Here is a 24,697-nt window from a genome sequence, read left to right on the forward strand (position 1 = left end):
CCCTTCGACTGGGCCACCTCGCGCAGCCCCAGCGCCAGGCGGCGCGGCTCGGGCACGCGCCCGTACCCGCACCCCAGGACTTCCTTCAGCGCGCCCTCCTGCCGGTCCATCGCCGCGGCCAGCCGGCAATCCAGCCAGGCCAGGTCCGCGCGTGCCAGGTCCGAGGCCGCGCCCCGCTCCGCGTCCGCCAGCGCGAGCCGCAGCGACTCCAGGAGGGGGCGGCCCAAGGCGGGCAGGCCCTGCTGCGCCAGCGCCAGCAGCGCATGGCCTTCCGACGACCGCGCCAGCGTCTCCACCGCCGCCTTCGCGCCCTCCGGCGCTGATGCCCCCGCCGCCGGAGGCGCCATGCCCCGGGCCACGCGCCTGGCTCGCGCCGTCAGGGCCTCCAGCACGTCCACCGCGGTGCACGGTCCACTGCAAGCCGCCGCCAGCTTCGCCAGCGAGCGCGCCGCCTCCGCGGCCACACGCGGAACCGTGTCCTCCAAGCGCTGCCCGAGGACCACGGCATCCTCGGGACCGCCCACGTCACCGAAGCCCTTCGCGCACAGCGCCCGCACGTCCGCGTCCGCGTCACCCAGGCAGCGGCGCAGCGCGGGCAAGGCCTCGGGCCGCTTCACGGTGGCCAGGAAATAGGCCCCCGCCCGCCGCGCCTCCACCGGCCGCTCGGCCGCGAGCAGCGCCTCCGCTGGCGCCAGGGACACCTGGGCAACCACCGCCGCGCCACGGGTGCGCGCGATGACGCCCAGCGCCTGCGTGGCCTGGGCCGCCTCCGCGCCATCCGCCTCCCGCATCCGCTCGGACAGCCACGTCACTGCGCCGGGCGTCCCCAGCCGGCCCACGGCCTCCACCACCGCCCGCCGCACGTCCGCGTCACGCTCCGTCCGCCCGGCCTCCAGCAGCGCCTTCTCCAGGGCCGCGAGCTCGGCGTCCACCAGCGGCTCCCAGGACAGGGCGAGCACGCCGGAGGCGAAGGCGGCCTCGCCGCGCACCGCCGCTTCCGCGTCCTTCAGCCCCGCGACGACGGTCTCCAGGGTGGCCGCGTCCTGGATTCGCGCCAGCGCCCGCAGGGCCCGGGCACGCACCCGGGCGTCCGGCGCACTGGCGGCGAGCGACGTCAGGGCCCCGTTTCCCAGCGAGCGCGCGTCTTCCCAGTCCTGGATGCGCTCGAGCGTCCGCGCGTCCACGGGAGGCGGCATCACCGGCGGCACGGAGCGGACGCATCCGGACAGCAGCGAGAGAGCGACGACACAGGTCGGCAGGGCACGGACGGAGTGCGAGCGGCGCATGGCGCGGGCCTAGGTCAATTCCCCGCGAAAATCCAGGGGTTAGACCGGGAGGGGTTTGACACGCACGGCCGGCGCTCCGAAGATGGAGCGCGGATTCTTTCAGCGGGAGCGTTGGTCCTGAACTGCCCTGGCTGCGGCTCGCAGGTAGCCGCCAACACGTCCATCTGTTCCGTCTGCGATTACATCATCGATGGCTCGTTCCTCTCGGGGGAGCCGCCGGCCGAAGCGCCAGAAGAGTCCACCGACGCGGCGGAGGACCCACGCCGAGCCGCCAGGCCGCCTCCCGCGCGGCGCCCACGTCCGGCCGCTGGCAAGTCCGGAAGCCGGCCCGCTGCCGCGCCGTCGCCCGCGTCGGACTCCACCAACATCCGGAGCGTGGAGGACGTCGCTCGCAGCGCGCCGAAGCAGCGCGCGGCGCGTGCGGCGGCGCCTCGGCCCGCGCCTCGCAAGGCCCCCGCCCCCGAGCCCTCTGCGTCCGTGGACCCATGGGACCGCGCGGACCTGGACGTTCGTGGCAGCGCCGTCACCGACCCGGATGAGCTCATCCGCGACGCCAAGGAGCTGTTCGCCCAGCTCCAGGGCGGCGACAAGGTCGCCTTCTGGGGCGCCGCGGTGGTGTTGATGTCGTGTTTCTTCCCGTGGAAGGAGACGGCGGTGGATGGAGACGTGCTCGGTCTGATGAGCCTGGGCTGCGGCGCCTTCATCATGGCCATCCTCCTGCTGACGGCCGTCACGGTGCGCGTCAAGGGCTCGCTCCCGAACGTGAACCCGGTGGTGCCGTGGATGGGCCAGCTCGTCGTCAGCATCGTGTGCCTCATCTGGTGCATCGTGTTCATCAAGGTGTCGTCCGACACGACGATGGTGCCCACGCCCATCGGCAACTCGGAGATGATGAACTCGTCGCCCAGCTTCGGCGTCTACGTGGCCATCCTGGGCGCGGTCGCCACGCTGGGCGGCACGCTGCTGGGGCTCAAGGGCCAGTCCTCGCGCTGAGCCTCCGCGCGCCTCGAATGAAAAAGCGCTGCCGCCCTCCGCGGCAGCGGGCTAGCGTCACCGGCCACCATGTCCGACGCCTCTCCCCTCTCCCGTCTCACCGCCGCGCTCGACGCGGCCGTCTTCGGACAGCAGCGCGTGCTGGAGGACCTGGTGACGGCCTTCCTCGCGCGCGGCCACGTGCTGCTGGAGGGCGTGCCCGGCGTGGCCAAGACGCTCACCGCGCGCAGCATGGCCGGCGCGCTGGGGCTGCTCTTCACGCGCATCCAGTTCACCCCGGACCTGATGCCGGCGGACATCCTGGGCACCAACGTCTTCCAGCCCCAGGACCACGCCTTCCGCCTCGTGAAGGGCCCCATCTTCACGGAGGTGGTGGTGGCGGACGAAATCAACCGCACCCCGCCCAAGACGCAGGCCGCGCTCCTGGAGGCCATGGAGGAGCGGCAGGTCACCATCGACGGCGTGTCCCACGCGCTGCCACCCCACTTCTTCGTGGTGGCCACGCAGAACCCCCTGGAGCTGGAGGGCACCTACCCGCTGCCGGAGGCCCAGCTGGACCGCTTCCTCATGCGCGTGCGCGTGGGCTACCCGGAGGCGTCGGCGGAGACGACCATGCTGCGCGCCTTCCACCAGCGCGAAGGCAAGCCGACCACCACCGGCCAGGTGCTGGACGCGCCCACGCTGCTGGAGCTGCAGTCGCGCGCCGCCCGCGTGTCATGTGACGACTCCATCCTCCAGTACGTGGTGGCCCTCGTCCGGGAGACGCGCACCAACCCGCGCGTGCGCCTGGGGGCCAGCCCCCGGTCGGCCCAGGCGCTGCTCGCGGCCTCCAAGGCCCGCGCCGCGCTGATGGGCACCGACTTCGTCACCCCGGACGACGTCAAGGCCGTCACCTTCAGCGTGCTCAACCACCGCCTGCTCCTCAAGGCCGAGGCCGAGGTGGAAGGCCTCACCGCGGATGACGTGCTGAAGCAGACGCTCGAGCGGGTCCGAGTGCCCCGGTGAGCGCCGGGCGCCCCGTCCCCACCGGCCTCGCCGTGGCCCTGCTGGCGGCGGGACTCCTCCCGGCGGCGCTCGCGGTGGCCAGCCCCGCGTTCGGCTGGCTCGCGCTGGCGACGGACGTGGCCGTGCTGGCCCTCTGTGTCGTGGACTTCCTCCGGGCCCCGCGCGCCCAGGACGTCCGCGTCTGGCGGCGCGTGGAGCCCGTCCTCTCCTCCGGCACGCGCAACGCCGTGCACGTGGCGCTGGAGCGCCAGGACACCGGCGCCGCGCCGCTGCACGTGGAGGTCCGCGACGAGCCCCCCGAGGACATGGTCAGCAGCGGGCACCGGCAGCGCCTCACCCTGCCCGCGGCCCAGGCCCGGCCGCAGGAGCTCACCTACTTCGTCACGCCGCCTTCGCGGGGCGACGCCCGCTTCGGAGACGTGCACCTGCGGCTGCGGGGCCCCCTGGGCCTGTGCGCGCGCCAGGTCCGCGTCCCCGCGGCGATGGACGTCAAGGTGTACCCGGACCTCACCGCGCTCACCCGTGAAGCGCTGGCGCTGGCCCACGCCTCGGACGCCCCCTCCGCGCGGATGCAGCGGCGGCGCACCTCGGAGGGGCGGGAGTTCGAGTCGCTGCGCGAGTACCGCCCTGGCGACGACTACCGCCACATCGACTGGAAGGCGTCCGCGCGCCACGCCCACACCCTGGTCCGCACGTGGCAGCCAGAGCAGCACCAGCCGGTGCTCCTGCTGCTGGACTGCGGCCGGCACATGGCGGGCCGCATCCAGGCGCGGCGCAAGCTGGACCACGCGGTGGACGCGGCGCTGCGGCTGGCGCGAGTCGGCCTGGAAGCCGGTGACGTGGTCGGCGTGCTGGCGTTCGCCAGCGGCGTGCGGGCCTACCTGCCGCCGCGCAAGGGCCGCGAGCACCTGCGGCTCATCACCGAAGCGCTCTACCGCACCGAGGCCGCGCTCGAGGAGAGCGACTACGGCCGCGCCTTCGACTTCGCCTTCGCCCGCCAGACGCGGCGCGCCCTGGTGGTGCTGTTCACGGACCTGGTGGACCCGGACGCCTCCGCCAGCCTCCTCACGCGCACGCTGGCGCTGCGCCCCCGGCACCTGCCCGTCGTCGCCTCGCTGCTGGACGAGGACGTCCAGGCGGCGGCCCACGGCGTGCCCGCGCGGACGCAGGACGCCTACGCGCGCCAGGCCGCGGCGCGCCTGGAGACGGAGTACCGGCGGACGGCCACCACCCTGCGGGACGCGGGCGCGCTGGTGCTCCGCGCCCCCGCGCGCGGCTTCGGCGCGGCCACGCTCAACGCCTATCTGGACGTGAAGGCGCGCGGACTGCTCTAGGCCGCTGCGTCAAGTCCAGCGAAAGTTTTGTACGCAGTGTGCAGTCAACGTGTATCGACGCCGCTCGCGAAGAAGCATGCCAATCGCGCGGAGGCCGAATTTTCGGCCTCGGACACGACCCCCTTTACAGATAGGCGCGCGTCAACAAAATGGCCGGTCCGCGCTCGCCGTGACGGCGGGCGACCTCGAAAACACCACGGATGGAGACGGTCTTGGCGGAGGTCGCGAGGGGATTCAGGGTGGAGGTTGAGGCGAACGCGGCGGCGGCGGCGGTGGCGGCACGGATGGAGTCCGGGTCGGCGGCGGCCCCCACGGCGTTGACGCCCTTCCATGAGCGGCTGCTGGCGGAGGAGCTGCTGGCCCGCAGCGGTGACACGCAGCAACGGCTGGCGGGAGCGCTGTCGGAAGCGAAGGTGGACCTCAACCCGCACCAGGTCGAAGGCGCCATGTTCGCGCTCGACTCGCTGTCGCGCGGCGGCTGCATGCTGGGTGACGAGGTCGGCCTGGGGAAGACGATTGAAGCGGGGCTCGTCATCGCCCAGCTGATGGCCGAGGGAAAGTCGCGCATCCTCATCATGGCGCCCGCCACGCTGCGCGCGCAGTGGAACAGCGAGCTGCGGGAGAAGTTCGACCTGGACAGCGTCCTGGTGGACGGCCGCACCGTGCGCGCCACCGGGAACTGCTTCGACCAGCCCTTCCCCGTCATCTGCTCGCACCCCTTCGCGGCGAACAAGGCGCACCTGACGTCGGAGATTCCCTGGGATCTGGTCGTCATCGACGAGGCCCACCGCCTGCGCAACGCGCACCGGCCCAACAACAAGATGGGGCAGGCCCTGCGGGCGTCCCTGGCCGGCAAGCCCAAGCTGCTGCTCACCGCCACCCCGCTCCAGAATGACCTGATGGAGCTGTTCGGGCTGATGTCCCTGCTGGACGAGCAGATTTTGGGGCCCGAGCACGCCTTCCGCAGCCGCTACCGGACGGACGAGGCCGGCGGCATGCCCGAGGCCGCCGCCGTCGAGCTCAAGGAGCGGCTGGCCCCCGTGGTGCAGCGCACCCTGCGCCGGCAGGTGCGCGAATACGTCCGCTACACCAACCGCCGCTCCATCGTGGAGGACTTCACCCCCTCCCCCGAGGAGCACGACCTCTACGAGAAGGTCAGCGAGTACCTCCAGCGCTCCGAGGCCGCGGCGATTGAGCCCGGCAAGAAGACGCTGCTGACGCTCTGCTACCGCAAGCTGCTGGCGTCCTCCACCTACGCCATCGCCCCCACCCTGCGCCGCCTGTCGGACAACCTGGAGAAGCGGCTCCAGGCGGCGAAGCTGGGCCAGCAGGCCCTGGCGATGTTCGAGCCCGAGGAGGCCAAGCAGTTCGTCGAGGAGGGCGAGGAGTGGTCGGACGACCCGGCCAAGGCCCCCAACGTCCGCGCGCTGGAGCAGGAGGTCTGGGAGCTGCGCCAGTACGCGGACCTGGCGGACTCCATCAAGGTCAACGCCAAGGGCGAGGCGCTCAAGCGCGGCCTGGACCGGACCTTCGCCGTGATGAAGTCGCACGGCTGGCCGGAGAAGGCGCTCATCTTCACCGAGTCCAAGCGCACGCAGCAGTACCTCTTCAACCTCCTGTCGGAGAGCGGCTACCAGGGGAAGATTTCCCTGCTGTCGGGGGACGCGGGCACGCCCGAGGACCGGCGCGCGCTGGTGGAGGAGTTCCGCAACCGCACGCAGATCCTCATCTGCACGGAAGCGGGCGCCGAGGGCCTCAACCTCCAGTTCTGCAACCTGGTGGTGAACTACGACTTGCCCTGGAACCCGCAGCGCGTGGAGCAGCGCATCGGCCGCTGCCACCGCTACGGCCAGCAGCGGGACGTGCTGGTCATCAACTTCCTCAACCGGATGAACGCGGCGGACGCCCGCCTCTTCGAGCTGCTGGAGAAGAAGCTGAACCTCTTCGACGGCGTGTTCGGCGCGTCCGACGAAATCCTGGGCGCGCTGGAGAGCGGCGTCGACTTCGAGCGCCGCATCCTGGACATCTACCAGTCCTGCCGGAAGCCCGAGGACATCAACATCGCCTTCGACAAGCTCCGCGGGGAGCTGGAGGGCCGCATCAGCCAGCGCATGACGGAGATGCGCTCGGTGGTGCTGGAGCGCTTCGACGGCGACGTGCGGCGCCGGCTGCGCGGACAGAACGAGCAGACGAAGGAGGCCCTGGCCAAGCGCCAGCAGGAGGCCCGCGCCCTCACCGCCTCCGTGCTGGGCAGCCGCAACTCGGGGCGGCTGGAGGTGGCCAAGGCCGCCTACGCCGTCAAGGAGCGCACCCAGGACGCGGTGAGCTACCTGCAGCTGGACGCGGCGGGGCTGCCGTCCCGGCTGGCCCGGCTCGCGGGCAGCGAGGGCTGGTGGTTCGCGTACAAGTTCGAGACGACCGGCCTCAAGCCCGAGGAGAAGCTGGCCCACCTGGTGCTCGTGCGCGACAGGGACGGCTTCCGCGCCCTGCCCATGGCGGACGGCGCGCACTTCGTGAAGCTGGCGGCGAAGCCGGAGCGCCGGCGTCAGCCCGCGCCGGTGTCCGTGCAGTTGATGCAGGAGCAGGCGCTGGTGGCGGCGAAGGATGAAATCGTCCGGGCCGCGGAGCGGCGCAACGCCCTGGAGCTGGACAAGGCCAAGGAGCGCGCGGACCGCTACGTCGAGGACTGCCTCATGGAGTCGCGCGAGGCCGTGGAGGCCGCGCGGCAGACGTGGATTGAGGCGCGCAAGCAGGTGGGGCTGGCCGAGGACATCGCCGACAAGGCCAAGGCCCGCGCCCACTCCGACAGGATGGAGCGCGAGTACCGCCGCAAGCTGTCCTCGCTCCGCAACGAGGAGGAGAAGCGCTACGCCTCCAAGGACCGGCAGTTGGCGGAGCTGGCCAACAAGGGGAAGGTGACGGAGAAGCGCTCCCTCATCGCCTCCGCCTACTTCTGGCTGTCGTAGTCCGCCGGGCGCAGACGCACCCACGTCGCGCCCCAGCCTCCGTCCCCTTCGCCCGCGGAGCGGAACGACTCCACCTCCGGCAGCTTGGGGAGCAGCGACTGCACGGTGCGCCTCAGCGCGCCGGTGCCCTTGCCGTGGATGATGCGCACGTCCAGGACGCCCTTCTGCCGGCACGCCCAGAGGTACTCCACCACCAGGTCCTTCACGTCGCGCGGGTGGAAGAGGTGCAGGTCCAGGTTCCCATCAATGGGAATTTCTACAGCCTCGTCCTCGGAGGGCGGCGGCTCCGGCCCTTCGGGCGGGAGCGGCGGCTCATTCGCGCCCAGGACGGGCAGACGTCTTCGGCTCACGCTCCCACTCCTGCTTCTCCTTCTCCGCCTGCAGGCGGCGCCGCTCGCGTGCGGCCTTGAAGCGCGCGGACAACGAGGAGACCTCGCCCTTCAGCGCGGAGAGGTTCGTGGACACGCTGCCCGGGTCGCCTTGCTGGCGGCCGGCTGCCTGCTCGCCCTGGGCGCCAGCGCCCCCCGCGGCCATCAGCTGGACCATCAACGCCGCAACCGTCATGACTGTCATGGACCCACAGGTAAGCAAGACGCGTGCTCAGTGGCAAGTGGCGGTCAGGTGGCGGCGGCCTGGAGCGCCGCCTCTTCCCGCCTGCCCAGGACGACGCGCTCGGCCAGTTTGATAGCGGACAGTGGCGCGCTGCCCTCGGCCTTGTTGTTGATGGTGATGAAGGTGGGCTTGTCCCGGCGCAGCGCCGCCAGACACACCCGGGCCAGGACGTCGCGCGTGGGGACGTCCTCGTCCACCAGTTGATTGAAGGGCGCGTAGCGCGCGCGGGCCTCCTCGTAGCCGAGGTCCGGCGGGAGCATCCACCGCACCACCAGCGCGCGGGAGTCAAAGGCGCGGGTGAGCTTCGCCTGCCTTCCCACGGGCGGCATGTGCGCCCACACCGCCAGCACCGGGCTGACGCCCACGTCCGCCAGCGCCTGCGCCAGCCCCTCCGTGAGCAGCGTTTCGTTGCGCAGCTCCACCGCGTACAGCGGCCCCTTCGGCAGCGCGGAGAAGAAGGCGTGCAGCCGCTCCACGAAGCGCGCGGGCCCGCCGAGCGCTTGCGGGTCCTGCGGCGGGAACTGGAAGACGAGCGGCCCCGCCTTCTCCCCCAGCCCCTCCATGAAGGGCCTGACGACGGCCTCCGTGGCGTAGGCGGCGTGGAGGAAGCGCTCATTGGCCTGTCCCCGCTGCGCGCCGTAGCGCTCGTGCAGCGGGAAGCGCGCCAGGGTGCACACCTCGTGGGCCTTCACCAGGAAGCGGAAGGTGTCCGGCACCTGGGCGGCGTACCCGGCGAAGGCGCTGTCGTCGATGGGGCCGTAGAAGGTCCGGTCGATGCCCACCGTGCGCAGCACCGGGTGGTACGCGTAGGCGGCCAGGCCCTCCCGCGCGAGCTGCGAGGCGGGGGCCTCATGGTCATAGACGATGCCGGACCAGCCCGGGAACGTCCACGACGACGTCCCCAGGAACACCCCCCGGGGCAGCTCCCGCCCCAGCGTGGCCAGCGACTCCGGCACCGCCGCCGGCGCCACGGGCTGCGCGCCCTTGCGGCCCCTGGCGGGCGGCTCCTCGGCGGCGCCGGTGAAGAGGTCGAGCTGTGCGGGTCCTCGCTCTTGAGGCATGGCGCGTCTCCTGGGCCCATCCGGCGGGCACGGTGCCGTGCGTCCAGCGCACTTAACGCCGGACGCCACCAGATGCAGGAGGTTGCCTCAGTCCAGCCCCACGTCCCAAGTGCCATGTCGCTCGACAGGCGACCGGGCGACGCTTCGGGGCACGCGCGCGCTACAACACCTTGAGGCGGATGGCCCCGGGCAGCAGCGTCATGGTGCACGGGAGGCGGCCCGGCGTCTCGCCGTCCACGTCCAGGAACACGTCGCCGCCCTCCACGGGCTCGGCGCGCAGGGTGCGGCAGCGCAGGCGGCGCGTGCCCTTCCAGTTGACGTGCGAGCCGTTGTAGACGCCCTTCGACTTGAGGACGAAGTCACTCAGGCCGTAGTTGGACCAGATGGTGACGTCGAAGAGGCCGTCATGGGTGACGGCGTCCGGCGCGACGAACATGCCGCTGCCGAAGTAGCGGCCGTTGGCCACGGCCACCGCGGTGACGCTCACCACCTCTTCCGGGCCCCCGTCCACCGACAGGCGCACCTGCCGCTCCGAGTACTTCACCAGGCCCTTCAGCGTGCCCCACATGAAGCTCAGGTGGCCGCCCAGGGCCTTGCTGCTCTGGTTGACCTCCTGGGCCACCACCGCGCTCACGCCGAACGAGGCGATGTTGGCGAAGTAGCGCGTGGCGGGCTGGCCCGCGTTGTCGGTGAACTCCAGCCGGCCCACGTCGAAGGGCTCCGTCGCGTCGGACCGCAGCCGCTCCAGCGACGAGGCCAGCTCCAAGTCCCACCCGAAGGTGCGCCGGAAGTCACCCCCCGTGCCCCGAGGAATCAGCCCCAGCGCGGCGTTCGGATTCAGCGCCTTGCCGTCCTCGAAGAAGCCGTTGGTGACCTCGTTGAGCGTGCCGTCGCCCCCCACCGCGACGATGCACTCGTACCCGTCCAGCAGCGCCTGGCGGGTGATGCGCGCCGCGTCCATGCCGCCCTGGGTGAAGCCATGGCCGAAGTCACCCAGCGCCCTGCTGACCTGCGCGGAAAGCTCAGCCCAGCGCTTCCCTGTCTGGCCGTTGGCGCTGCGCGGATTGACCACGAGGAACGTCTTCATCTGGCCCTACCCCTCCCTTGGCCCTCCCTGTTTACGCGGTTGCGCACCGGCACTCCACTCCGTGGCCATGTTCAGGCCACGGCGGGTCCGCCGCCACCCCGCGTCAAAGAGGGGGTGGCGGGAGCGCGCGCTGACGGACTCAGGCCTTCGGCGCCACGGGCACCGGCCGCACGTGGACCTCTTTGAGCTGCCGGTCATCCACGTCGCCGGGAGCCCCCGTCATCAGGTCCGTGCCCGTCTTCGACTTGGGGAACGGAATCACGTCGCGCAGGGACTCGGCGCCCGTGAGCAGCATGACGAGCCGGTCCATGCCCAGCGCGATGCCGCCGTGCGGCGGCGCGCCGAACTTCAGCGCGTCCAGCAGGAAGCCGAACTTGGCGCGCGCGTCCTCGTCGCTGATGCCCAGCGCCTTGAACACCTCCGCCTGCACCTTCGGGTCATGCAGCCGGATGGAGCCGCCGCCAATCTCGAAGCCGTTGAGCACCACGTCGTAGCGGTGGCACTTCACCCGGCCCGGGTCCGTGAGCAGGAAGTCCACGTCCTCGTCGTGCGGACGCGTGAAGGCGTGGTGCGCCGCCGCCCAGGTGTTCGTCTCGTCGTCGTACTCGAACAGCGGCGGGTTCACGACCCACAGGAACTTCCACTGGCCGCCGCTGCCGTACTCCGGAATCAGGCCCAGCTTCTTGGCCACGTGCACGCGCAGGTTGGCCATCACCGTGTGGACCAGCGACTCCTTGCCGAACTGGAACAGGAGCAGGTCGCCCGTCTTCGCGCCCACGGCCTGGTTGATGGCCTGCCGCAGCGCGGGGCTGATCGTCTTGGACAGCGGGGACTGCGTCCACTCGCCGCCGTCCGCCACCTTCGCGCGGGCCAGGCCCTTGGCGCCCGCCTGCTTGGCGAACTCCTCCAGCTTGTCGCTCTCCGCGCGGCTCATCGCCTTCTCCGCGGGGATGACCATGGCCTTGACGATGCCCTTGTTCCGCACCGCCTCCCAAATCATGGGGACGCCGCCGCCCTCGCCGTGCTCGCGAATCAGGTCGGTGAGCACCACGTGCTCCAGGCCGAAGCGCAGGTCCGGCTTGTCGTTGCCGTACTTCGCCATGGACTCGTAGAAGTCCATCCGCATGAAGGGCGTGGGGACGTCGATGCCCAGCACCTCGCCCCACAGCTTCTTCAGCAGACCCTCAATCATCGTGAAGATGTCGTCCTGGTTGACGAAGCTCATCTCCACGTCGATTTGCGTGAACTCCGGCTGCCGGTCCACGCGCAGGTCCTCGTCGCGGAAGCACTTCACGATTTGGAAGTACCGGTCGAAGCCCGCCACCATGAAGAGCTGCTTGTAGAGCTGCGGGCTCTCCGCCAGCGCGTAGAACTTGCCCGGGTTGAGGCGGCTGGGGACCAGGAAGTTGCGCGCGCCGCCCGGCGTGTACTTGCCCATGAAGGGCGTCTCCAGCTCCAGGAACCCGTGGTCCACCATGTACGAGCGCGTCAGCGCGTTCATCTTCGAGCGCGTCATCAGCGAGTGCTGGAGCGGCGCGCGGCGCAGGTCCAGGAAGCGGTGGGCCAGGCGCTTCTCCTCCGACGTGTCGATGCTGTCCTCGACGGGGAACGGCGTCGGCTCGGAGCGGTTGAAGATGGTGAGGGCGCTGGCCTGGATTTCGATTTCACCCGTCTTCATCTTCGGGTTCACGTTCTTCCCGCGCGAGACGACCTTGCCGCGCACGCCCACGCAGTACTCCAGCCGGAGGCTCCCGGCGAGCGCGTGCGCCTCCGCGTGGTCCGGCTCGAACACCACCTGCGTGAGGCCAGCCCTGTCCCGCAGGTCGATGAACACCGCGCCGCCGTGGTCCCGGCGGTTGTGCACCCAGCCGAAGAGGACGACTTCCTCGCCGACGTTGGTCGCGGTGAGCTGACCGCAAGTGTGGGTACGCTTGACCTCGGAGATGAACGGGACTGCCATGGCACCGCCTGCTGGATTCGAAGGGGGAAGAAGGCGGGGCACCATACGGATCGTGGAAACAACGCGTCAAGGAGTCCGAGCGCCCCGGCCCCGTCTCAAACCGTCGGATTCAGGGCGGATTCCGGGTTCCAGCGCCGCCCGCGAGGCCAGGGCACACCGGCTGCCCGCCCGCCGTGCTCGCGAAGGTGACGGACGGGGGGGAATACACGTTCCGGGCGGTCCGGAGTAGAACGGCGGCATGCTCCGAACAGTCATCGCCTCGACCGCCGCGCTCGGACTGGCCGCCGGCTGTGCGCCCGAATCCGCCGCGCCCGTCAAGGTCAGCGCCCTGGTGCTCTCCAGCAATGGCCAGTACGTCCCCCAGGAGGTGGAGCTGAAGACCATCTCCGACATCGTCGGCCTCAAGGGCACGGTGGCCGACCTCCAGGGAGGCGCGCGCATCGTCATCGACTCGCAGGACCCGGACCTGAACAACGCCACCACGCCGGAGGGCTACGCCAACGCGCTGCTCAAGAACGCCGGCCGTGACGTCAGCGCCAACTACATCTCCCAGGACGGCGTCCTGTGGCCGGCGGACTTCCACACCTGGAACATGGTGACGGCGTACTACAGCATGGAGCGCGCCTACGATTACTTCCGCGTCGTGGGCAATATCCCCGCGGCGGACTTCAAGGACCCCGTCACCACGTACTACTTCCCGGAGTTCGTGCTCGCGGACGTGGACAAGGACCCGCTGAGCGACAACGCCATGTACTTCTCCGTGCTGGAGTCGTTCCTGGTGCTGCCCTTCGACCAGCTCCAGCGCGCCCCGCTGGCCATCAACGCCGGCGTCATCGCCCACGAATACTCGCACCGCGTCTTCAACCTGAAGGCCTACAACGGCCAGCAGTTCCCGGAGGCGCTCACGCTGTGGCAGCAATCCGGCGCCAGCCCGGGCGCCAACATCCTCAAGTCCTTCGACGAGGGGCTCGCGGACTACCACGCGTACGGCGCCACCTGTCAGACGACCCAGGGCGGCAAGGGCTGTGACTCGCGCTTCTTCTCCACGTCCTTCCACGGCAACGTCTACGGCCCCATCACCGACGACCGGGACCTGGCCCGCGTGGACCGCTGCATGGACGCGTCCTTGCTGAGCCAGCTCTACAACCAGAACCTGAGCGCGTTCAGCGGCAACGAGTACCGGGTGGGCACCCTGCTCGCCAGCGCGCTCTACCAGGCCGGCGAGGCCACCGGTCAGCGCGACGTGCTGCTGCGCGCCATCGTCGCCTCGTACAACGACGAGAGCACGACGACGCCCGGCCTCTACCAGCTGGCGCGCGCCACGCTGGCGGACCAGTCCCAATTCACCCTGGCCGTGGCCGCCAGCGCCATCATCACCCACGTCACCGACCTGCGCCTGAAGGAGGCCGTCTGCAACGAGCTGATGGACCACCTCCAGATTCCGCGTGAGCAGCTCGTCGGCACCGACCCCAACATGTGCCCGCCCAGCGCCGCGGGTGGCACGACCTGCCCCCGCCTGGACTTGTGAGCATGAGGACTGCTTCCGTGAAGATGTGGCTCTTGCGTTGCGCCCTGGGCAGCCTCGCCCTGTCCGCCCCTGCCCTGGCCCAGGACGAGGACGACCCCTACGCCTACCCGGACGACGCGCCCGAATACGACGCCGCCGGCTCCTATGACGAGGTCCGCCCCAAGGTGGACGAGACGGACGACTTCCGCCGCGTCTCCGAGCAGGAGCACGACGACGGCGAGGACGACTTCAAGGCCCTCTCCGGGCTCGACGACCCGAACCTGGGCGTGGCCATGGAGTTCATCACCGGCGCCCTCTTCCTGGACAGCCCGCGCGGCCGGGCCACGGAGACACGCCTGGGCCTGGGCGTGCGCGCCACCTGGGAGTACGGCCGCATCCTCGACAACGAGTCGCTGCGCGAGGCCCTCTGGGCCGACGTGCGCTGGACGTTCGGCGGCACCAGCGACGGCACCGACTTCATCCAGGGCAAGACGCACCTCCACTACTTCACCATTGCCCCGGCCTACGAGCTGAAGCTCGGCAAGTCCGACTTCGGCTTCTTCGCCCAGGCGGGTGGCGGCGTCGCGTACACCGCGTCGACGCTCACCATCGACACGGCGGAGACGAAGGTGAGCGGCCTCAAGCCGCTGCTCCAGTACGGCGTGGGCTTCCGCGGCCGGCCCCGGCTGACCGCCTCCGGTAACTTCCGCCTCGCGTTCCGCCTGGAGGCCATGGGCTACCGCCGGGGCTACCACAACGACTTCTTCCTGGGCGGCAGCGTCGGCACCGCCTTCTGAAGTCGCCTTCACCGGCCGCTCGCCGCGCCTCCTCCGGCGGGCGGCCATGAAGATTTTTCCACCGACTCTCCGCTTCGCCCGCGTCCCATCCTTGCGACTTCAAGGAGTTGGGGCTGGCACGCCGTGTGCTCCTGAATTCCACCGGGACGGGAACCTGGGTTCCCCTGGGGGCTGGGAGGCGAGCGATGAAGAACGCGCAGGGACAGGGACAGCACTTGGACCCCGTATGTGGGAAGACCTTGGACACACCCGAGGGCCGTCCCACCGCCGAGTACAAGAAGCGCCGTTACTTCTTCTGCTCGGAGCGGTGCCGCCACGCCTTCGAATTGCAGGCGGAGCGCTTCCGCTTCAACGAGCTGGCCCGCGTCGGCGCGCTGATGACGCCGGGCCGCGTCCGCTGGGGCATCGCCTGAAGTGAAGCGCCAGGGCCGCTAGGCGGCCACGCGCAAATCCTTGAGCCGCAGCGACAGCTTGCGCTGGCCTCGGAACGTGTCGAAGCCGGCCTGGAAGGCCAGGTCCACCGGGCCATCCACCAGCGTGGCCCGGTCCGCCATGTTGAAGCCGATGGCGTCCAGCTCCGGCGCGTCCGCCAGGGCCAGCTTGAGGTGGCCATGGCCCGTGCCGGACTTGGGCTGCAGCACGCGTGGGCGAGCCACCTGCCGGCGCAGCACCAGCACGGGCTCCGGGTTGCCCTGCCCGAAGGGCCCCAGCCGCTGGAGCGACTCCACGGCGTGGGCGTCCAGCTCGCTGGGATTCACCACCGCGTCCACGCGGCACCGGGGGATGAGGTCCTCCGGCGACAGGCGTTGGTAGGCAATCTTCTCGAAGGCCTCCCGGAAGGCGGGCAGCCGCTCCGCGTCGATGGTGAGCCCCGCGGCGTGCTTGTGGCCGCCGAAGCGCGTCAGCAGCTCCGCGCAGCCACTGAGCGCGTCGTGGAGGTGGAAGGCCTCGATGCTGCGCGCCGAGCCCTTCCCCACGCCGTCCTTCACCCCCACCATGACGGTGGGCCGGTAGAAGCGCTCCACCACGCGCGAGGCGACGATGCCGATGACGCCCGGGTGCCAGCCTTCGTCGTACAGCACCAGGCCGCGCGCGTCCTTCAGCGACTCCGCCTGGGCCAGCGCCTGCGTGAGGATGCTGCTCTCGATGCCCTGGCGCTCCGCGTTGGCGCGGTCCAACACCGCGGCCAGCGAGCGCGCCGTCTCCGGTGACTCCGAGCACAGCAGCTGAAGGCCCAGCGAGGCGTCATGCAGCCGGCCCGCCGCGTTGATGCGAGGCCCCAGGCGGAAGCCCACCTGGCCCGCGGTGACGGAGGCGTCCGGGTCCATGCCCGCCACCTCCTTCAAGGCCCGCACCCCCGGCCGGCGGCCCGCGCTCAATTCCTGGAGGCCGTGCGTCACGAGGATGCGGTTGGCGCCGGTGAGGGGCACCACGTCCGCCACCGTGGCCAGCGCCACCAGGTCCATCAGGGCGCGGAGGTTGGGCTCCTTCCGGGTGGCGAAGAAGCCCTCGTCGCGCAGGCGCTTGCGGATGCCCATGCAGAAGTTGAAGGCCACGCCCGCGGCGCACAGCGCCTTCGTCGGGTACTCGCAGCCAGGCTGGTGCGGGTTGAGCACCGCCACCGCGGGCGGCAGCGTGGGCGGCACGGTGTGGTGGTCCACCACCAGCACGTCCAGGCCCAGCTCCTTCGCGCGGGTGATTTCGGCGACCGAGGTGATGCCGCAGTCCAGCGTCACCAGCACCCGCGTGCCCTCCGCGGCGATGCGCTCCACCGCGCCGACGTTGAGGCCGTAGCCTTCGTCCAGCCGGTGGGGGATGTACGTCGCGGGCGGGACGCCCAGCTCCTTCATGAAGAGGTACAGCAACGACGTGGAGCAGACGCCGTCCACGTCGTAGTCGCCGTAGAGCGTCACCTTCTCCCGCGAGCGAATCGCCCGGATGAGGCGGTCCACCGCCCCCGGCATCCCCTTCATCCGGAACGGATCCGGCAGGTCCGCCAACCGGTCCGACAGGAACGCCGACGCGGACTCAGGGGTGCGGTAGCCACGGTGCAGGAGCACCTTCGCCGCGAGCGGGTGCAGCGACAACTCCCCCACGAGGGACGCCACTTCCTGCTCGACTACATCTGGAAGCAACCACCGCACGCTCGACACCCCTCCTCGATGAATTGGCTACGAAAGCGACAGTACCTCAGACGTCTGACCAGGACAGTCCAACCTTGAGCCCGACACTTCCCCTCCTGTACATGCGTTCAGCCAAGCGCACGCATGGTGGCTCGCTGCTTCACGCACGGTCGGTCGCCGGTGAGCAGGTTCAAACGCACACCCGAAAACAGTGAGGTCGAGCATGCATCCAAGAGGTATCCGGGCCGCCACGCTGGCCCTGGCATTCGCCACGCTGGGCGCAGCGGGGTCGGCGGCCGCACAGGAGCGGCGCGATGGGAAACGCGGCGATTTGAACGTGTTCCTCCGCGGCGGCGTGGGTGACTACACCGGAGGCCTGGGCGACCTGACGAGCACGGGGCCGGCATGGGGGGTGACGCTCAACCTCCAGCCCACCACCTTCCTCGGCTTCGAAGTGGGCTACGAGGGCTCGCGCAACGGCCTCACCGACAGCCGCCTGCTGGAGCAGCCCTCGCTCGTCCGGCAGGGTGGCAGCGCGCTGGTGAAGGTGTCACCGCCCTTCCTCACCACCGTCCGGCCCTTCGTGGGCGCGGGCCTGGGCGTCTCCCATCTGAACATCCGCGGCCCGGTGGAGGACCTCTACCAGTCGGACACGGTGCCGGAGGTGCCGCTGGCCGCGGGCGTGGAGTTCAACCGCGGCGTGCTCACCGCGGGCCTCCGGACCACGTACCGCGTCCTCTTGAGCGAAGGCTGGGCGGACGGCGCCGTGGAGGACACCAACGGTGGCCTGCTGGACGCCTCGCTCACGCTGGGCGCGCGCTTCTGACAGGTGCCCTGAAACACCCAGGGCCCTGCTTCCCGTGAAGGAAGAGGGCCCTGGCCGTGTCCAGCGTGCGAGGCCTCCCTCAACGGAAGGAAGGCCTCGGGGGTGGGAGGCTCACGCGGCGTTCGGCTGCTGGTGGTCCACGTCGCCGCTGGCGCGCTGACGGGCTTCCTTCGCCGCGGCGCGCTCGTCCAGCCAGATGGTCAGCGGGCTGGCGATGTAGATGGTCGAGTACACACCGACCACGATGCCCACCAGCATCGCCATGGCGAAGTCGAAGATTTCGCCCACGCCGAAGATGAGCAGGCCGATGAGCGACAACGCCGTGGTGCCGGAGGTGAGGATGGTGCGGCCCAGCGTGTCGTTGATGGCGATGTTGATGACCTCGATGAAGGGCTTGCCCTGGAACTTGGCCATGTCCTCGCGGATGCGGTCGTAGATGACGATGGTGTCGTTGACGGAGTAGCCCACCACCGTCAGCAGCGCCGCGATGGCCGTCAGGTTGAACTCGCGCCGGCTCACCAGGTAGTAGCCCGACACCATGATGACGTCGTGGACCATGGCCACGAGCGCGCCCGGACCGAACTTGAAGTCGAACCGGAACGCCACGTAGATGAGGATGGCGATCATCGAGTACAGCAGCGCCATGATGCCGCGGTTGCGCAGCTGCTTGCCCACCTGCGGACCGACGTAGTCCACGCGGCGCTGCTCGAAGTCCGGCTTCTCCAGTCCGGCGTTGAGCGCGGCGAACACGCGGTCCGCCATGCCGCTGGCCACCACCTGGTAGTCGTAGCCCGCGCCGCCCTGGGCCTCGCCCAAATCACGCACTTCCTGCACGCCGATGCCCGCCGACTCCACCGCCTTCTTGACGGCGTCGGAGTCCATGGGCTGCGCCGCGCGGAAGCGGATGATGCCGTTGGCCAGGTCCGAGTAGACGTTGCGCACGCCCCCCAGCGCCTCCAGGGCCGCCTGGCCCCTGGCGCCGCTCTCCTCGTTGAGCTGCGTGACGCCGCCCATGCGGAGCAGGAAGGAGTTCTCGTCCGCCGAGCCGATGTTCTGCACGCTGACGTCCGGCAGGCCGCCCTTGTCCGCGCGCTCACGGACCTCCTGGGCGGTGATGGGGTGGTCGAACTTCACCTCCACCACCGTGCCACCCGCGAAGTCCACGCCGAAGTTGAAGCCGAAGGCGGCGATGCCGACGATGATCGCCAGGTTCAGCACCGTGGAGAGGAACAGCGCGGGCTTGCGCTTGCTGATGAAGTCGATGTTCGTCTTGTTCTTGAGAATCTGCATGACGGTTCCCGGACTCCGGCCGGTCAGACGGAGACGACCTTCGCGTTACGACCGTGGACGAAGTAGGTCATGATGACTCGCGTCACCGTGATGGAGGTGAACAGCGACGCCAAGAGGCCGATGATGAGCGTGGTGGCGAAGCCCCGCACCGGGCCCGTTCCCGTGAAGAACAGGACGAAGGCGGAGATGAGCGCCGTCACGTGCGAGTCGAAGATGGTCCAGAAGGCCCGGTCGTAGCCCTGGTCCACCGCGGCCCGGGTCGACTTGCCGTGGCCCAGCTCCTCGCGGATGCGCTCGTTGATGAGCACGTTGGCATCCACCGCCACACCCAGCGTCAGCACGAAGCCGGCGATGCCCGGCAGCGTCAGCGTGGCGTTGAAGAAGGCCAGTCCCGCGAGGATGAGCAGGCCGTTGAGCAGCAGCGCGACGTCCGCGATGAGGCCAGAGCCCTTGTAGTAGAGGGCCATGAACAGGACGACCAGGCCCAGGCCCAGCACCGCCGCCAGGCCACCCTTCCGGATGAGCTCGTCACCCAGGCTGGCGCCCACCTGACGAATCTCCCCCACCGTCACCGGGGCCGGCAGCGCGCCCGCCTTCAGCACCAGCGCCAGCGTCTGGGCCTCGCCCAGCCACTCCTCGAAGGTGCGGCCGCCCATGCGGCCCATGGTGATGCGGGCCGAGCCGCCGCTGATCTTCTCGTTGATGTTCGGCGCCGTCTGCACGTTGTCGTCCAGGACGATGGCCATGCGGCGGCCGACACCGGCCTCCGTGAGCCGCTCGAACTCGCGCGCGCCCGCGGGGTCGAAGGAGATGTTCACCTCCGGCTCGTTGAGCTGGCTGATGCTGGCATCCGCGCCCGCCAGGCTCTCACCGGTCAGCGGCACGCTCTTGTCCAGCAGGTAGGAGCGGTACGAGGTGCACTCGTCCTTCTTCACCGGGTTGGCGATGCACTCGGTGAGCACCACCCGGTTCTCCGGCACCTTGTCCTTCGTGTACTGGATGATGGCCTCGCGCGTGGGGGCCTGGAGCTGCGGGAAGCCGCCCTCCGTCGTCAGCGTGATGTTGCTGCCCTCGGGCGGCGGCGTCGCCTGCAGGAGCTGCGCGAAGAACTGCGGGTTGGTGTCATCCACCATCCGGAACTCGAGCTGCGCGGTGGTGCCCACCAGCTCCTTCGCCTGCTCCGCGTTGCTGCGGCCCGGCAGCGAAATCTGGATGGAGTCGGAGCCCAGCTTGCGCACGTCCACTTCCGCCACGCCCCACTTGTCGATGCGGCGCCGGATGACGAGCATCGCCTGGTCCACCGCCTCCTCGCGGAAGAAGTTGGCCTGGGTCTCGTCCTGGACCAGCACCAGCGTGCCGCCGCTGCGGCTGACTTCCGTGAAGTCCGTGAAGGTGGCCAGGACCTCCTTCTGGATGGCGTCCATCGTCGCCGGGTCCTTGGCCGTCAACGTGACCTCGAGCTGCTCCGGGTCCGTGTCCGCCGTCACCTCGCCCAGCTTCTTGTCATTGACGTAATTGACAATCTGCTGCGCGCGGCGCTCGGTCCGCTTCTGGAGCGCCGTCTTGGTGTCCACCCGCATCACCATGTGGATGCCACCCTGGAGGTCCAGCCCCAGGTTCAGGCGGTACTTCGCGGGGGGCGCCCAGCTCGGCATCCGCTCCTCGAGCACGGCCAGGTTGTTGCGCTGGTCCCGGTCGAGCACGACGAGCGAGTAGTACGTCGGGATGAGGAACCAGATGGAGCCCAGCGTCACCGCGACAATGAGCCCGAACTTCCACCACCAGCCGCGGTCCATTACTTCTCCTCCTTCTTCTCGCCGGCCACCGTCGCGGTGGCCGCGGGCGGGCCTTCCGCCAACCCGCCCCTGGCGCTGATGGCCGTCTTGAGCACGCGGAGGCGCACGCCGCTGGAGACCTCCAGCATCACGGTGCGCTCCTCCACGAGATGGATCTTCCCGAGGATGCCCCCGGAAGTGACGACCTCATCACCCTTCTTCAGCGCGGAGAGCAGCGCACGGTGCTCCTTCAGCTGCTTCTGTTGCGGGCGGATCATCACGAAGTACATGATGCCCACCAGGATGACCAGGAAGCCCAGGGTGCCGAGCGGATTGCCACCGCCGGCCTGCGCCAGAATCAGAAAGCTCTCAGCCACACACTGCCTCGTCGGTTGAGGAAAGCTTGGGATGGGAGGCCCCCCATTCTGTCCGAGGAACCCATCCGAAAGGGGGCCCTCTTAGCAAGGGGGGCCCATGTGAGCAAGTGAACGCGGGAAGCCGGGCAATCCATCTGCCCGGTCAGCGACCGCGGGTCCGTTCGGCCTCCTGCGCCTTGGCACGGGCACGAAACTCCCGGGCAAACGTGGCGAACCGGTCCTCTGCCACCGCGCGCCGGACTTCTGCCATCAGTCCCAGGAAGTAGTGGAGGTTGTGAATCGTGTTGAGCCGCATGGCCAACAGCTCCTGGGCGGCGAAGAGGTGCCGGAGGTAGGCCCTGCTGAAATTGCGGCAGGTGTAGCAGGTGCACGCAGGGTCCACCGGCCGGGAGTCCCTGGCGTAGGCGGCGTTCCGGATGACGACCTTGCCCTCCGAGGTGAAGAGCAGGCCGTTGCGCGCGCACCGGGTGGGCAGGACGCAGTCGAACATGTCCACCCCGTGCTCCACGCAGGTGACCAGGTCGACGGGCGTGCCCACGCCCATCAGGTAGCGCGGCTTGTCGCGGGGCAGCAGGGGCGCGGAGTAGGCCACGCCGTCATGCATGGCCTCCGGGGCCTCGCCCACGGAGTAGCCGCCCAGGGCGTAGCCGGGCAGGTCCACCGCGCACACCTCCTCGGCGTGGCGCTTGCGCAAGTCCTCGTGCAGGCCGCCCTGGACGATGCCGAAGAGCGACGAGCGCTCGCGGCTCCACGCCTTCACGCACCGGTGCAGCCAGCGGGTGGTGCGGGCCAGCGAGGCCTCCAGGTAGGCCCGGTCCTCGGTGGAGGGCGGGCACTCGTCGAAGGCCATGATGACGTCGGCGCCCAGCGTCTCCTGGATGTCGATGGAGCGCTCGGGCGTGAGGAAGTGCCGCGCGCCGTCCAGGTGCGACTGGAAGGCGGCGCCCTCCTCGGTGATTTTGCGCTTCCCGGACAGGCTGAACACCTGGAACCCGCCGCTGTCGGTGAGCATGGGCCGGTTCCACGACACGAAGCGGTGCAGGCCGCCCAGCTCCCCCACCAGCGCCTCGCCGGGGCGCAGCATCAGGTGGTAGGTGTTGCCGAGGATGATCTGCGCGTCCAGCGTGAGCAGGTCGTCCGGCCCCACGCCCTTGACGCTGCCCACGGTGCCCACGGGCATGAAGATGGGCGTCTCCACGGGGCCGTGCGGCGTGTGCAGCCGCCCCCGGCGGGCCTTCGTCCCCGACGCGTCCTCGTGAAGGAGCTCGAAGCGGACCATGCCCGGCTCCACGCGGGTGTCGCCCTTGCCACCTGACTGCTTCGCTTCCTGCTGCTCGCCCATGGCGTTCACTCCGACACCAGCATGGCGTCGCCGTAACTGAAGAACCGGTAACCCGCGCGGACCGCCTCCGCGTAGGCCTCCAGCGTGCGCTCCCGCCCGAGCAGCGCGCTCACCAGAACCACCAGCGTGGAACGCGGCAGGTGGAAGTTGGTGAGCAGCAGGTCCACCTGGCGGAAGGCGAAGCCGGGACGGATGAAGAGGGTCGTCTCGCCGGGGCCCGCGCGCAGTCGCCCCGTCTCCGCGTCCGTGGCGGACTCCAGGGTGCGGACCACGGTGGTGCCCACCGCCACCACGCGCCGGCCTTCCGCGCGCGCCGCGTTGATGGCCTTCGCGGTGGCCTCCGGAATGGTGTAGCGCTCCGGGTGCATGTGGTGCTTGTCCAGGTCGTCCTCCCGCACCGGCAGGAAGGTGCCGGGCCCCACGTCCAGCGTCACCAGCGCCCGGTGCACGCCGCGCGCGTCCAGGGCGGCCAGGATCTCCTGGGTGAAGTGCAGGCCCGCGGTGGGCGCGGCCACGGCACCGGAGGCGCGCGCGTACACCGTCTGGTAGCGCTCCGCGTCCGCGGCGTCCGGCTCCCGGGTGATGTAGGGCGGCAGCGGCAGGCGGCCCGCCGCGTCCAGCAGCGCGGCCAGCGAGGCGCCCGGGGGCGCGTGGAACCGCACGCGGTACTCCCCTCCTCCCAGCGCCTCCTGGATTTCCGCCTCCAGGCCGCTGGCGAACGTCACCCGCTGCCCGGGCTTGAGCCCCTTGGAGGCCTGCCCCAGACAGACCCAGTCGAGCGACTCGGGGGCCTTCCCGAGCGCCGCCGAGGTCAGCGTGTCCTGGGCGGCCGGGCGCACGACGAGCAACTCCACGCGGCCACCGGTGCCAGCCTTCTGGCCCAGCAGGCGCGCGGGGATGACGCGGGCGTCGTTGAGGACGAGCAAATCCCCGGGGCGCAGCAGGTCCTGGAGGTCGGCGAACCGGCGGTGCGACCAGGTGCCGCTGGAGCGGCTGATGGTCATCAAGCGCGACGCGTCCCGCTCGGCCAGGGGGGCCTGGGCGATCTGGGACTCGGGCAGCGCGAAGTCGTAGTCAGAGAGGCGGGACGACACGGGGGTGGCGCTTGTAGCAGCCCCCATGCCGTCGCGGAAAGCGCGCCGGACGCGGGAGGCGTCAGTAGAGGTGCTGCAGCTCGGTTCCGGGGTAGTAGTGGGAGAGGATCTCCCGGTACTCCCGGCCCTTGTCGGCGAGCGCCTTGGCGCCCCACTGACACAGGCCCGCTCCATGGCCATAGCCGCGACCGGTGAACACGTAGCCGCGCTCGGTGCGTTCCAGGTCGAAGTCCAGGCTCTTGAGCCGCGTGTAGCCAAGCTTGCGGCGCAGCGCCACGCCGTCCAGGGAGGCACCGTCCGCCAGGGTGACGCGCGTCACCCGGCGCGTCCGCGTACGGGCCGCGATTTTGAGCCCCTGGGCCGGGTGGTGGAGCGCCGCCTTGATGTCCGCGTCGGAGAGCGACGCCGTCCAGCGGCTGGCGGGCAGCCTTCCGCAGGGACAGTCGACGGGCTGGAGGTACGGCAGGTTGCGCTGCAAGGCATCGAGCCCCGACTCCGTCCGGCCGCCGCATGAAGCATGGAAGTACGCCTCGATGGGCGCCAGTTCGTACGTGAGCACCTGCCCCCGCGTGGCCTCGACGGCGGCCCGGGTGCGAGGGTCCTCTCGGTTGACGCCGCCGTACACCTGATGGAGCACACTGCTGCCCAGGTGGAACGCATTGCTGTAGGCGCCCAGCTTCTTCTGGAGCGCATAGGTTCGGGCGGCCACCGCCTGGGCCTTGAGGGCCTCCAGGGGAAAGGACACGGGCATCTCGCTGCCCAGCACGGCGGCGAGGTAGTCCTCCAGGGGAATGACGTTGATGAGCTGCAGCCCACCGCGGTGCAGGCGCACCACCACATCCCCACGGACCTGCGCCGCGCCGGCCTTGAGGGGCTCGGTGCCAGGGGCGGCCGAGGCCTCCGACATGCCCGCGCGGAAGCGGACGGAGTCCCCCTCCACGGGTGTGCCGTTGACCTCGATGCGGCCACCCTTGCGGCGGATGTTCGCCTGTCCCGAGGTGATGGGGGCGAAGGTGGCCTCCTCGCTGTCGGGACCGGACGCAAGCCCCCGGCCGCTGACGCGCACCGCGCTGCCCGCGTCCTCGATGGCGATGCGCAGGGTCTCCACGGCGAGCGCGCCCGACGGGAGCAGCAGGAGCAGGACGAGTGCAACAGGTCGCAACATGGCCCCGGAGTGTAGAGGTGTGGGTGCACGCCTCAAGAAAACGTCCGGCGGATGGGAGAGGATGGCTCACCCGTGACGTCACCTTCGCGCCCCGCCC

General features: G+C 70.3%; 21 protein-coding genes. 8 read left to right on the forward strand and 13 right to left on the reverse strand.

Annotated elements, in window-relative coordinates; all coding sequences use genetic code 11:
• Positions 1-1,286, reverse strand: a 1,286-nt coding sequence (locus tag G4D87_RS09440; RefSeq protein WP_163781087.1) for a HEAT repeat domain-containing protein, incomplete at its 3' end; no start/stop codon positions are given.
• A 111-nt stretch (positions 1,287-1,397) separates the two neighbouring features.
• Here G4D87_RS09440 and G4D87_RS09445 point away from each other — a divergent pair.
• From G4D87_RS09445 to G4D87_RS09460, 4 genes are all read left to right on the forward strand, one after another.
• A complete protein-coding gene (locus G4D87_RS09445) occupies positions 1,398-2,279 on the forward strand; it encodes a hypothetical protein (RefSeq protein WP_240358135.1) in 882 nt (293 codons plus the stop codon).
• A gap of 69 nt (positions 2,280-2,348) precedes the next feature.
• Entirely contained in the window at positions 2,349-3,284 is a 936-nt protein-coding gene (locus tag G4D87_RS09450) for an AAA family ATPase (RefSeq protein ID WP_163781091.1), read from the forward strand.
• Positions 3,281-4,618: a DUF58 domain-containing protein gene (locus G4D87_RS09455; RefSeq protein ID WP_163781093.1), complete on the forward strand. Its 1,338-nt coding sequence runs from the start codon at positions 3,281-3,283 to the stop codon at positions 4,616-4,618. Before G4D87_RS09450 ends, G4D87_RS09455 begins: the two co-directional genes overlap by 4 nt.
• 200 nt (positions 4,619-4,818) lie before the next feature.
• Entirely contained in the window at positions 4,819-7,584 is a 2,766-nt protein-coding gene (locus G4D87_RS09460) for an SNF2-related protein (RefSeq protein WP_163781096.1), read from the forward strand.
• Here G4D87_RS09460 and G4D87_RS09465 read toward each other — a convergent pair.
• From G4D87_RS09465 to aspS, 5 genes are all read right to left on the reverse strand, one after another.
• Positions 7,566-7,934: a Smr/MutS family protein gene (locus tag G4D87_RS09465; RefSeq protein WP_163781098.1), complete on the reverse strand. Its 369-nt coding sequence runs from the start codon at positions 7,932-7,934 to the stop codon at positions 7,566-7,568. The genes G4D87_RS09460 and G4D87_RS09465 overlap by 19 nt on opposite strands.
• Entirely contained in the window at positions 7,897-8,148 is a 252-nt protein-coding gene (locus G4D87_RS09470) for a hypothetical protein (protein ID WP_163781100.1), read from the reverse strand. The genes G4D87_RS09465 and G4D87_RS09470 overlap by 38 nt, the downstream gene beginning before the upstream one ends.
• 53 nt (positions 8,149-8,201) lie before the next feature.
• Positions 8,202-9,257 carry a DUF72 domain-containing protein gene (locus G4D87_RS09475; protein ID WP_163781102.1) on the reverse strand — a complete coding sequence of 352 codons (1,056 nt, stop codon included), beginning with the start codon at positions 9,255-9,257 and terminating at the stop codon, positions 8,202-8,204.
• 160 nt (positions 9,258-9,417) lie between these two features.
• The gene (locus tag G4D87_RS09480; protein ID WP_163781104.1) at positions 9,418-10,344 is read right to left on the reverse strand and encodes a diacylglycerol/lipid kinase family protein; all 927 of its coding nucleotides are present in this window, start codon (positions 10,342-10,344) and stop codon (positions 9,418-9,420) included.
• Between the two features lie 139 nt (positions 10,345-10,483).
• Positions 10,484-12,304 carry an aspartate--tRNA ligase gene (aspS, locus tag G4D87_RS09485; RefSeq protein ID WP_163781106.1) on the reverse strand — a complete coding sequence of 607 codons (1,821 nt, stop codon included), beginning with the start codon at positions 12,302-12,304 and terminating at the stop codon, positions 10,484-10,486.
• Between the two features lie 238 nt (positions 12,305-12,542).
• Between aspS and G4D87_RS09490 the strand changes: the two genes are divergently transcribed.
• From G4D87_RS09490 to G4D87_RS09500, 3 genes are all read left to right on the forward strand, one after another.
• Positions 12,543-13,832: a hypothetical protein gene (locus G4D87_RS09490; RefSeq protein WP_163781108.1), complete on the forward strand. Its 1,290-nt coding sequence runs from the start codon at positions 12,543-12,545 to the stop codon at positions 13,830-13,832.
• A gap of 17 nt (positions 13,833-13,849) precedes the next feature.
• Complete coding sequence (locus G4D87_RS09495) at positions 13,850-14,608, forward strand: PorT family protein (RefSeq protein WP_163781126.1); 759 nt, start codon at positions 13,850-13,852, stop codon at positions 14,606-14,608.
• A gap of 185 nt (positions 14,609-14,793) precedes the next feature.
• Positions 14,794-15,021, forward strand: a complete 228-nt coding sequence (locus tag G4D87_RS09500) for a YHS domain-containing protein (RefSeq protein ID WP_163781109.1) — start codon at positions 14,794-14,796, stop codon at positions 15,019-15,021.
• Positions 15,022-15,039: 18 nt separating this feature from the next.
• Here the strand turns inward: G4D87_RS09500 and recJ are convergent, their stop codons facing one another.
• Positions 15,040-16,752, reverse strand: a complete 1,713-nt coding sequence (recJ, locus tag G4D87_RS09505; RefSeq protein ID WP_163781111.1) for a single-stranded-DNA-specific exonuclease RecJ — start codon at positions 16,750-16,752, stop codon at positions 15,040-15,042.
• A 202-nt stretch (positions 16,753-16,954) separates the two neighbouring features.
• Here recJ and G4D87_RS09510 point away from each other — a divergent pair, with 202 nt between their 5' ends.
• Positions 16,955-17,557, forward strand: coding sequence for a hypothetical protein (locus G4D87_RS09510; protein WP_205507498.1), 603 nt, complete (start codon positions 16,955-16,957; stop codon positions 17,555-17,557).
• 111 nt (positions 17,558-17,668) lie between these two features.
• Here the strand turns inward: G4D87_RS09510 and secF are convergent, their stop codons facing one another.
• The 6 genes from secF to G4D87_RS09540 all read right to left on the reverse strand — a co-directional run bounded on the left by secF (position 17,669) and on the right by G4D87_RS09540 (position 24,600).
• Entirely contained in the window at positions 17,669-18,847 is a 1,179-nt protein-coding gene (gene secF / locus G4D87_RS09515) for a protein translocase subunit SecF (protein WP_163781115.1), read from the reverse strand.
• 23 nt (positions 18,848-18,870) lie between these two features.
• Positions 18,871-20,643 carry a protein translocase subunit SecD gene (secD, locus tag G4D87_RS09520; RefSeq protein WP_163781117.1) on the reverse strand — a complete coding sequence of 591 codons (1,773 nt, stop codon included), beginning with the start codon at positions 20,641-20,643 and terminating at the stop codon, positions 18,871-18,873.
• Positions 20,643-20,999 (reverse strand): preprotein translocase subunit YajC, encoded by a 357-nt coding sequence (gene yajC / locus G4D87_RS09525; protein ID WP_163781119.1) that lies wholly within the window; start codon positions 20,997-20,999, stop codon positions 20,643-20,645. The genes secD and yajC overlap by 1 nt, the downstream gene beginning before the upstream one ends.
• 142 nt (positions 21,000-21,141) lie before the next feature.
• Positions 21,142-22,341 carry a tRNA guanosine(34) transglycosylase Tgt gene (gene tgt / locus G4D87_RS09530; RefSeq protein ID WP_163781121.1) on the reverse strand — a complete coding sequence of 400 codons (1,200 nt, stop codon included), beginning with the start codon at positions 22,339-22,341 and terminating at the stop codon, positions 21,142-21,144.
• A gap of 5 nt (positions 22,342-22,346) precedes the next feature.
• Complete coding sequence (gene queA, locus G4D87_RS09535; RefSeq protein ID WP_163781122.1) at positions 22,347-23,462, reverse strand: tRNA preQ1(34) S-adenosylmethionine ribosyltransferase-isomerase QueA; 1,116 nt, start codon at positions 23,460-23,462, stop codon at positions 22,347-22,349.
• A gap of 34 nt (positions 23,463-23,496) precedes the next feature.
• The gene (locus G4D87_RS09540) at positions 23,497-24,600 is read right to left on the reverse strand and encodes a SpoIID/LytB domain-containing protein (RefSeq protein WP_163781124.1); all 1,104 of its coding nucleotides are present in this window, start codon (positions 24,598-24,600) and stop codon (positions 23,497-23,499) included.
• Positions 24,601-24,697: the final 97 nt, after the last annotated feature.

This window comes from Myxococcus vastator, assembly GCF_010894475.1.
GTDB lineage: Bacteria > Myxococcota > Myxococcia > Myxococcales > Myxococcaceae > Myxococcus > Myxococcus vastator.

What these genes read in the sequence shown, in the direction of transcription:
- G4D87_RS09450 (WP_163781091.1), top strand. Translation starts at nt 2,349, where the DNA reads ATGTCCGACGCCTCTCCCCTCTCCCGTCTCACCGCCGCGCTCGACGCG.
- G4D87_RS09460 (WP_163781096.1), top strand. Translation starts at nt 4,819, where the DNA reads ATGGAGACGGTCTTGGCGGAGGTCGCGAGGGGATTCAGGGTGGAGGTT.
- G4D87_RS09470 (WP_163781100.1), bottom strand. Translation starts at nt 8,148, where the DNA reads ATGACGGTTGCGGCGTTGATGGTCCAGCTGATGGCCGCGGGGGGCGCT.
- G4D87_RS09475 (WP_163781102.1), bottom strand. Translation starts at nt 9,257, where the DNA reads ATGCCTCAAGAGCGAGGACCCGCACAGCTCGACCTCTTCACCGGCGCC.
- G4D87_RS09480 (WP_163781104.1), bottom strand. Translation starts at nt 10,344, where the DNA reads ATGAAGACGTTCCTCGTGGTCAATCCGCGCAGCGCCAACGGCCAGACA.
- aspS (WP_163781106.1), bottom strand. Translation starts at nt 12,304, where the DNA reads ATGGCAGTCCCGTTCATCTCCGAGGTCAAGCGTACCCACACTTGCGGT.
- G4D87_RS09490 (WP_163781108.1), top strand. Translation starts at nt 12,543, where the DNA reads ATGCTCCGAACAGTCATCGCCTCGACCGCCGCGCTCGGACTGGCCGCC.
- G4D87_RS09500 (WP_163781109.1), top strand. Translation starts at nt 14,794, where the DNA reads ATGAAGAACGCGCAGGGACAGGGACAGCACTTGGACCCCGTATGTGGG.
- G4D87_RS09510 (WP_205507498.1), top strand. Translation starts at nt 16,955, where the DNA reads ATGCATCCAAGAGGTATCCGGGCCGCCACGCTGGCCCTGGCATTCGCC.
- secF (WP_163781115.1), bottom strand. Translation starts at nt 18,847, where the DNA reads ATGCAGATTCTCAAGAACAAGACGAACATCGACTTCATCAGCAAGCGC.
- secD (WP_163781117.1), bottom strand. Translation starts at nt 20,643, where the DNA reads ATGGACCGCGGCTGGTGGTGGAAGTTCGGGCTCATTGTCGCGGTGACG.
- tgt (WP_163781121.1), bottom strand. Translation starts at nt 22,341, where the DNA reads ATGGGCGAGCAGCAGGAAGCGAAGCAGTCAGGTGGCAAGGGCGACACC.
- queA (WP_163781122.1), bottom strand. Translation starts at nt 23,462, where the DNA reads ATGGGGGCTGCTACAAGCGCCACCCCCGTGTCGTCCCGCCTCTCTGAC.
- G4D87_RS09540 (WP_163781124.1), bottom strand. Translation starts at nt 24,600, where the DNA reads ATGTTGCGACCTGTTGCACTCGTCCTGCTCCTGCTGCTCCCGTCGGGC.